The organism is Burkholderia sp. HMSC10F09, assembly GCF_001806955.1.
Taxonomy (GTDB): Bacteria; Pseudomonadota; Gammaproteobacteria; order Burkholderiales; family Burkholderiaceae; genus Burkholderia; species Burkholderia multivorans.
Genome location: NZ_KV786811.1, coordinates 1 through 7,168 on the forward strand (window position 1 = coordinate 1; position 7,168 = coordinate 7,168).

Here is a 7,168-nt window from a genome sequence, read left to right on the forward strand (position 1 = left end):
CCCCGCCGTTCCGGTCGGCCTGCCGTCGACGCTCGCGCGCCGCCGGCCCGACATCCGGCGCGCGGAAGCCGACCTGCACGCGGCGACGGCCGACGTCGGCGTCGCGGTCGCGCAGTTCTATCCGGACGTGTCGCTGACCGGGCAAGTCGGGCTGCGCGCGACACATGTGCGCGAACTCGCGCACTGGTCGCATCTGTTCTATGCGTTCGGACCTGCGGTGTCGCTGCCGATTTTTTCGGGCGGCGCGCTGGTGTCGAACCTGCGGCTCACGCAGGCGCGTCAGGCGGAAGCGGCGCTCGCGTATCGGCAGACCGTGCTCGTCGCGCTGCGCGACGTCGACAATGCGCTCGCCGTGTACCGCACCGACCAGACGCGCGCGGCCGCGCTCGACGATGCCGTGCGCGCGGAGCAGGGCGCGCTGGAACTCGCGCGCGATCGTTACCGCAAGGGGCTGTCGCCGTTTCTCGACGTGCTGGACGCGGAGCGGCAATGGTCGGAAGGGCGTCAGCAGGCCGTGCAGGGCGCGCTGCAGACGACGACCGATCTCGTCGCGCTGTACAAGGCGCTCGGCGGGGGTTGGCGGGAGGGGGAGGGTGGGCGTGATGGTGTGGCGCGTGCGGATGCTCGGCGTGTCGATGCTTCGCATGTCGATGCTGCGCGTGCCGATGCTTCGCGAACCGATGCGGCGGCGCGCGACGCGCAGGCGCCCGCGCAACCGTAGCCGTGCGCGGGGGCGCGCGCTGCGTCATGCTGCGCCGATACCGGCGCGTGCTGCATGCATCGGCGATGCTGCTGGACGACCAGCGCGCAGCGGCGACACGCGCGGCTCTGGCGCCTTGCCGCGGCTAAGCCGGCGCAACTGGAACTTCACCGCGGCCCACCGACGCCGATTGCGCCACGCGCGCGCCGCGCCGAGGCGTTCCTCTAATGCAGGTCCTTGACCTTGAAGTGAAGTTCAAGCCTAGAGTGCCGGCTGAGGGTCTTTGAGCCCGCGGGCTCGCGGTGTAGTGCCTGCCGCGACGAATCAGCGAGGAGAGGCAGGACATGGACATACGCACCGGCACCACGCCAGTCGGATTCGGGCCGCACACGGTCGACGTGCCCGCCGGCGGCTACTACGACCGCTTCCGGATGAATCCGGATCTCGACGAAGTCGCACGCGACCCGGCCGTCGGCAATGTCGACTTCTTCCGGCGCATCCCGAAGCGCATCGTGGAGTCGTCGCTCGGCGCCATCCGGGCGCCGAATTTCTACTACCGTTCCGGCAGCGTGCAACTGCTGTTCGTCGCGCCGCTCGTAGCGCTGAGCGCGAGTGATCCCATCGTGTCGCCAAGGAATCATCGATGACCCACCCCGCCTACGATCTCGTAGTGTTCGGCGCGACGAGCTTCGTCGGCCAGATCCTCACGCGCCATCTGGCCGAACATCTCGCGAGCGGCGCCGACACGCTGCGCTGGGCGATCGCCGGCCGTTCCGAGGCGAAGCTTGTGCAGTTGCGCGATTCGCTCGGCGACGCGGCGCGCACGCTGCCGATCCTCGTCGCCGACGCGTCCGACGACGTGCAGCTCCAGACGCTCTGCGCGCAGACGCGCGTCGTCGTGTCGACCGTCGGCCCCTATGCGCTGTACGGCGAGCCGCTCGTGCGCGCCTGCGCGCAAAGCGGCACCGACTATTGCGATCTGACGGGCGAGACGCAGTGGATCAAGCGCATGATCGACCGATACGAAGCAGCCGCCACGCAGTCGGGCGCGCGCATCGTGCACTGCTGCGGCTTCGATTCGATTCCGTCGGATCTCGGCGTGTACGTTCTTCAACAACGCGCGCTGCACGAATGGGGCGCGCCGGCCGAGCACGTGACGATGCGCGTCAAGACCTTGAAGGGCGGCGCGTCGGGCGGAACGGTCGCGAGCATGATCAATGTCGTTCGCGAGGCCGCGGCCGATCCGGCACTGCGCCGCATGCTGCTCGATCCGTATGCGTTATGCCCGCGCGATCATCGCTTCACGGTGCGTCAGCATGCGGTCCGGTCGGCCGAATTCGATCGCGATTGCGACGCGTGGATCGCACCGTTCGTGATGGCGGCCGTCAACGAGCGCGTCGTACACCGTTCGAACGCGCTGGCCGGCGACGCATACGGCAACGGCTTCCGCTACGACGAAGCGATCGTGACGGGGCACGGTATCCGCGGGAGCGTCGTTGCGCGGGCGACCGTCGTCGCGCTGGGCGCATTCATGGCCGGCGTGCTCGTGAAGCCCGTGCGCAGCGCGATGGAGCGTTTCCTGCTGCCGAAGCCAGGCGAAGGGCCGAGCCTCGCTGCCCAGCGCGCAGGCTGCTTCGATCTGCGCTTCTTCGGTCACGCATCGGGCGGGCGGATCGTGCGCCTGAAGGTGACCGGCGATCACGATCCCGGTTACGGGTCGACGGGCAAGATGCTCGGGCAGGCGGCGATCTGTCTCGCGCTCGACTGCCGCGCAGGCAGCGACCGCACGCGCGGCGGCGGGTTTTGGACGCCCGCGACGATGTTCGGCGAGCGGCTCGTCGAACGGCTCGTCCGGCATGCGGGCTTGCGTTTCGACGCGATCTGAGCCGATTCCGCAACGACGTGTGCGGTGCCGATGCGGCACCGCCGCGCACCGCTGCGACGCGTCGCGAGATCGCCGGCCGACGCGGCACCGATGGGCCGGCGCATGCGTTGCGTTTCGTTGCGTTGCGCGCGCGACCGGCTACAGCAGCGCCGCGACCTGCTCGGCCGTCGCCTTCGCCGACTGCGGATTCTGTCCCGTCACGAGGTGCCCGTCGACGACGACGTTCGACGTAAACGGCAGCAGCGCCTTCTCATAGCGCGCGCCGCGCCGTTTCATTTCCGCTTCGACGTTGTACGGCACCTTGTTCGCGACGCCGGCCAGCACCTCCTCGATCCACGCGTAGCCCGTGAGCCGGCGTCCGGTCACGAGCAGCGACCCGTCGGACAAGCGTGTGTTCAACAGCCCGCAATAGCCGTGGCAGACCGCCGCGACGATGCCGCCGCGTTCGTAGATCTCGCGCGTGAGCCGCTGCAGCCCTGCATCGTCGGGGAAGTCCCACATCACGCCGTGACCGCCGGTGAAGTAGATCGCATCGAACGCGGCCGCGTCGATGTCGCCCGGGCGTGCGGTGTTGGCGAGCAGCGTCTGATGGGCGGGGTCGGCGCGCCACGCTTTCGCGGCGGCGTCCGCGTGCGGCCATTTGAGCGAGCGCGGCTCGAGCGGCGACACGCCGCCTTTCGGGCTGACGAGCTGCTGCGTGTAGCCGCGCGCGGCGAAGATGTCGTACGCGTGCGTCAGTTCGGCGAGCCACAGGCCGGTCGGCTGCGACGGGTCGGCGTAATGCGCGATGTTGGTGACGACGTGGAGGATGCGTCGAGTCATGTTCGGTAGTCCTGTCGCGATCGGCCACGGGCCGTCGCGGATCGCGCGACGTGGTTTGCCGCAGGGCAGGGCGCGTACCGGTGGCCTCGGTACGCGCGCGGACGTTAACCATAACCTTCAAGCAAAGTTCAAGGTCAAGCGGTTTGCGCGGCTGCGGTCGAATCGGTCGTCGACGATGTAAGGCCGAGCGATCGCATCGGGTCCCGGCCTGCCCGGTGAGGCGTGGCATGCTGCGCGTTTCACCGGTGCCGACGCGACGTGCGTTTTTGAAAGCCGAAGTTACGTATAGGGACGATGTCGTTATGATAAGAAAACTTATCCCGATGAAAGCAAATACCGACGTGATTGGCTTGCCATGCTCGGGACGATTGCGCGTCGGCGCGGCGGCTCATCGACTGCAGTGCCGCACCGGCGCATACGCAGGGACGTCACGCGCCGGTCGCGATCGCGATTCCCGCGCGCCGCGCATCATTCCGCGAACAGATCCGGCCCGAACACCTCGTAATGGATCCGCGCTTCCGGAATGCCGAGCTGCTTCAACGCATCGTGCTGCAGCCGCATGAACGGCACGGGCCCGCAGATGTAGTAGTCGGCGTCCGGCAGCAGGATCGCATCCTTGATCGCATTCACGTCGACAAGGCCCGCATGGTCGTAGTCGCGGCCGGGGAGGTCTTGCGGAAGCGGATCGTCGTAGAACACGATCAGACTGAAATTCGTATGCGTGCGCGCGGTTTCGCGCAGCCGGTCGCGCATCGCGTGCACGCCGCTGTTGCGCGCGCCGTGGACGAACACGACCTGCCGCTTCGGATCCTGGATCGCGCGCTTGAGCATGCTGATCATCGGCGTGAGGCCCACGCCGCCGCTGATCAGCACGATCGGCGTGCTCGCATCGACGTCGATATGGAAGCAGCCGTAAGGCGCGGCGAGGCGGACCTCGTCGCCGACGTTCACGTGATCGTGCAGCAGGCACGACACATAGCCGGGCGGATAGGGGCCGCCGCCTTCGCGTTTCACCGAGATCCGGTACGTGCGGCCGTTCGGCATGTCGGACAGGCTGTACTGGCGGATCTGCTGCAGGCCGAGCGTCGGCACGTCGACCGCGACGCTCACGTATTGACCGGGCTCGAAATTGGCGACCGGCCGGCCGTCGGCCGGCTCCAGCACGAACGACGTGATCACGCTGCTTTCCGGCCGCTTGTCGCGGACGATGAAGGTCCGCCAGCCGGTCCAGCCGCCGACGCGCGTCGCCGCCTGCTCGTACAGCCCGCTTTCCATCCCGGCGAGCAGATCGGCGAGGTTGCCGTACGCCAGCGCCCACGCGGAGACGATCGCGTCGGTGGCCGCATCGCCGAGCGTTTCCTTGATCGCGCCGAGCAGATGCTCGCCGACGATCGGATAGTGTTCGGGCCGCACGCCGAGACTCGCGTGCTTGTTCGCGATGTTCTTCAGCACGGCCGCGAGGCTGCCGGGATCCTCGATGTTTTCCGCATACGCGTACACCGCGCGCGCAAGCGCCTGCTGCTGCTGGCCCTGTTGCTGGTGCGTCATGTTGAACACGTTCTTCAGTTCCGGATGCGCGTCGAACAGGCGCCGATAGAAGCACTGGATGATGTCGTAGCCGTGTTGGGCCAGCACGGGGGCCGTTGCCTTGACGATGTCCTTCGTTTGCTGCGTCAGCATGAGCGAACTCCTTTCAAGTGACCGGAAGCGGTTCGGGAAGCGGCGCGGCTAGGTACGCTCGGCGAGCACTTCGTCGGCGAGCGTCGCGACTTCGTCGACGGTCACGTCGTCGACGAAGCTGTCGTCGTGCGCGCAGCGCGACGTCAAGTTCGGCTCGCCGCAGACCGGGCAGACGATGCGCGCCGACACCGCCGCGCGACAGCGGCCCTGAGCGAGCGGCAAGGCCTGCAGCGCATTGGTGAACCAGAATATGCCCACGCAGGGCGTGCCGAGCGCGGCCGCGAGATGCAGCGGCCCCGTGTCGTTCGACAGCATCAGCGCCGCATGTTCGAGCAGCGCCGCGAGGCCGCCGATGTCGAGCGCGCCGGCCAGATCGAGCGCGGGCGCGTGCATCGCGTCGAGCACCGCGCGTACGAGCGGCCGCTCCTGCGTGGTGCCGACCACCGCGATGCGCAGCCCGCGCGCCGCGAGCCGGTCGGCGACCGCCGCGAAATGCCGCGGCGACCAGCGCCGGCGGGGATCGCGTGCGGACGGCTGCACGACGACGAGCTCGTGCAGATGCTCGGCGATGTCGGGCGGCAGCGCCGCGCGCATCGCGTGGCGGTCGCGCTCGATCACGGCGAGGTCGGGGCCGGCCGGCCACAGCGTCGCGCCGGCCAGGCTCACGATTTCGAGCGCGAGCAGGCGCCGGTTCTGCCAGCGGCCGTAGGGCGTCCAGCGATCGAGCGGGGGCGCGCCCGGTGCGCACGCGCCGACGGCGATCCGCGCACCGAGCGCGCGCGTGAACGGATTGGCCTGCGCGCCGCCGCCGTACAGCTGCACCGCGACATCGAACGGCGGATCGTCGGCACGCACGCGAAACATCCGGTCAACGGGCGGGGCGTCGGGCGGCAGCGGGCGGCCGGGATCGACGGCGGCCGGCCGGACGCGCACCACGTCGATCGGGCCCGGCCGATCGCGGAAGAACGACGCATGCCAGTCGAGCCCGACGTAGACGATGCACGCGTCGCGGTAGGCGACGCGCAAGGCGCGCAGCGCCGGCAGCGTCATCATCGTGTCGCCGAGCGCGTCCGGGCCGACCACCGCGATCGACCGGACGTCGCCGATATGTCCGTCAACGGATCGCATGATCGGCTTCGTCGATCAGGTGCGCGAGCACGAACGGCGCATCGACGTCGCGCTCGCGCACGGTCGTCGGCAGTTCCGCGTGATACGCGCCGGACGGAAACAGGCCGCAGCCGCCGAAGCGCGCCATCACGCGCAGTTGCGCCAGCACATCTTCGCCGCAATGCCGCGTCGGCAGCGCACGCCAGAATTCGAAGCCGCCGCTCGCGCGCAGCTTCGCGGTATCGAACAGCACGCAGCCGCCGACCCAGGCGACGCGGTACACGCGCGACGCGTCGCGCGGCACGCGCAGCCGGCATTGCGCGTGATACAGATTCGCTGCGCTGTGCAGGTGATGGCGCGCCCATTCGGGACCGCCGGGCGCGAGCACCTCGGGTCTCACGCGATCTTCCCAGAATTCGACCTGCTGATGGTGCGCGCGCACGTCGTCGATATGGCTGAGCCCGTGCAGCGCGGAGCCGACGAAGCCGCACCGCTGCGTGTCGAGCGCGTGCACGAGGCGCGCGACGAGATCGGCTTCGAGAATCACGTCGTCGTCGACGTACAGGCAGCGCGGCGCACGCGCATGCGCCAGCAGGAACGCGCGCTGTTCGGCGAGCCCCATCGCCGGCACGTGGCGCTCGATCTGCACGTCGACGCCCTGCGCGCCGGCGAAGCGCACGGCGGCACGCAGCAGCGCATCGTCGGCAGCCGCGACGGCCGATTGATCGGAGACGACGACGCGCAACGGCCGATGCGTTTGCAGCGCGACGGTCGTCAGCGTCAGCGCGAGCGCGTGCGGGCGGTCGCAGGTCGGAATCAGCACGTCGACTGCGTGCGATGCCGTCTGTGTCGGCGATGGGCGGTCGATCGTGTCGTGCGCGTCGTGCGCGTCGTGTGAGGTGTGCGCTGCGTGGCGCGACGCGGCTAGGTTCGCGTCGGCGGCCGCGCCGCGCGGCACGCCTGGCGGCGGGCCA

At 69.4% G+C, this 7,168-nt stretch carries 6 protein-coding genes and 1 pseudogene; 3 read left to right on the top strand and 4 right to left on the bottom strand.

All coding sequences use genetic code 11. The annotated features are described in order from the left end of the window. The 3 genes and pseudogenes from HMPREF3115_RS20260 to HMPREF3115_RS20270 form a co-directional block, all read left to right on the top strand. Positions 1-721, top strand: a 721-nt coding sequence (locus HMPREF3115_RS20260) for a TolC family protein (protein WP_176748756.1), incomplete at its 5' end; no start/stop codon positions are given. 323 nt (positions 722-1,044) lie between these two features. Next, positions 1,045-1,323: pseudogene (locus HMPREF3115_RS20265) on the top strand (hypothetical protein); the annotation flags it as partial. Between the two features lie 20 nt (positions 1,324-1,343). Continuing rightward, complete coding sequence (locus HMPREF3115_RS20270) at positions 1,344-2,585, top strand: saccharopine dehydrogenase family protein (protein ID WP_070555771.1); 1,242 nt, start codon at positions 1,344-1,346, stop codon at positions 2,583-2,585. 138 nt (positions 2,586-2,723) lie between these two features. Here HMPREF3115_RS20270 and HMPREF3115_RS20275 read toward each other — a convergent pair whose 3' ends face one another. The 4 genes from HMPREF3115_RS20275 to HMPREF3115_RS20290 all read right to left on the bottom strand — a co-directional run. Beyond that, complete coding sequence (locus HMPREF3115_RS20275; RefSeq protein WP_070555773.1) at positions 2,724-3,407, bottom strand: type 1 glutamine amidotransferase domain-containing protein; 684 nt, start codon at positions 3,405-3,407, stop codon at positions 2,724-2,726. Between the two features lie 468 nt (positions 3,408-3,875). Beyond that, positions 3,876-5,087 (bottom strand): NO-inducible flavohemoprotein, encoded by a 1,212-nt coding sequence (gene hmpA, locus HMPREF3115_RS20280; RefSeq protein WP_006409524.1) that lies wholly within the window; start codon positions 5,085-5,087, stop codon positions 3,876-3,878. 48 nt (positions 5,088-5,135) lie between these two features. Next, positions 5,136-6,215: a glycosyltransferase family 9 protein gene (locus HMPREF3115_RS20285; RefSeq protein ID WP_069221633.1), complete on the bottom strand. Its 1,080-nt coding sequence runs from the start codon at positions 6,213-6,215 to the stop codon at positions 5,136-5,138. Beyond that, positions 6,202-7,168, bottom strand: a 967-nt coding sequence (locus HMPREF3115_RS20290; RefSeq protein WP_218079218.1) for a glycosyltransferase family 2 protein, incomplete at its 5' end; no start/stop codon positions are given. The genes HMPREF3115_RS20285 and HMPREF3115_RS20290, both read right to left, overlap by 14 nt.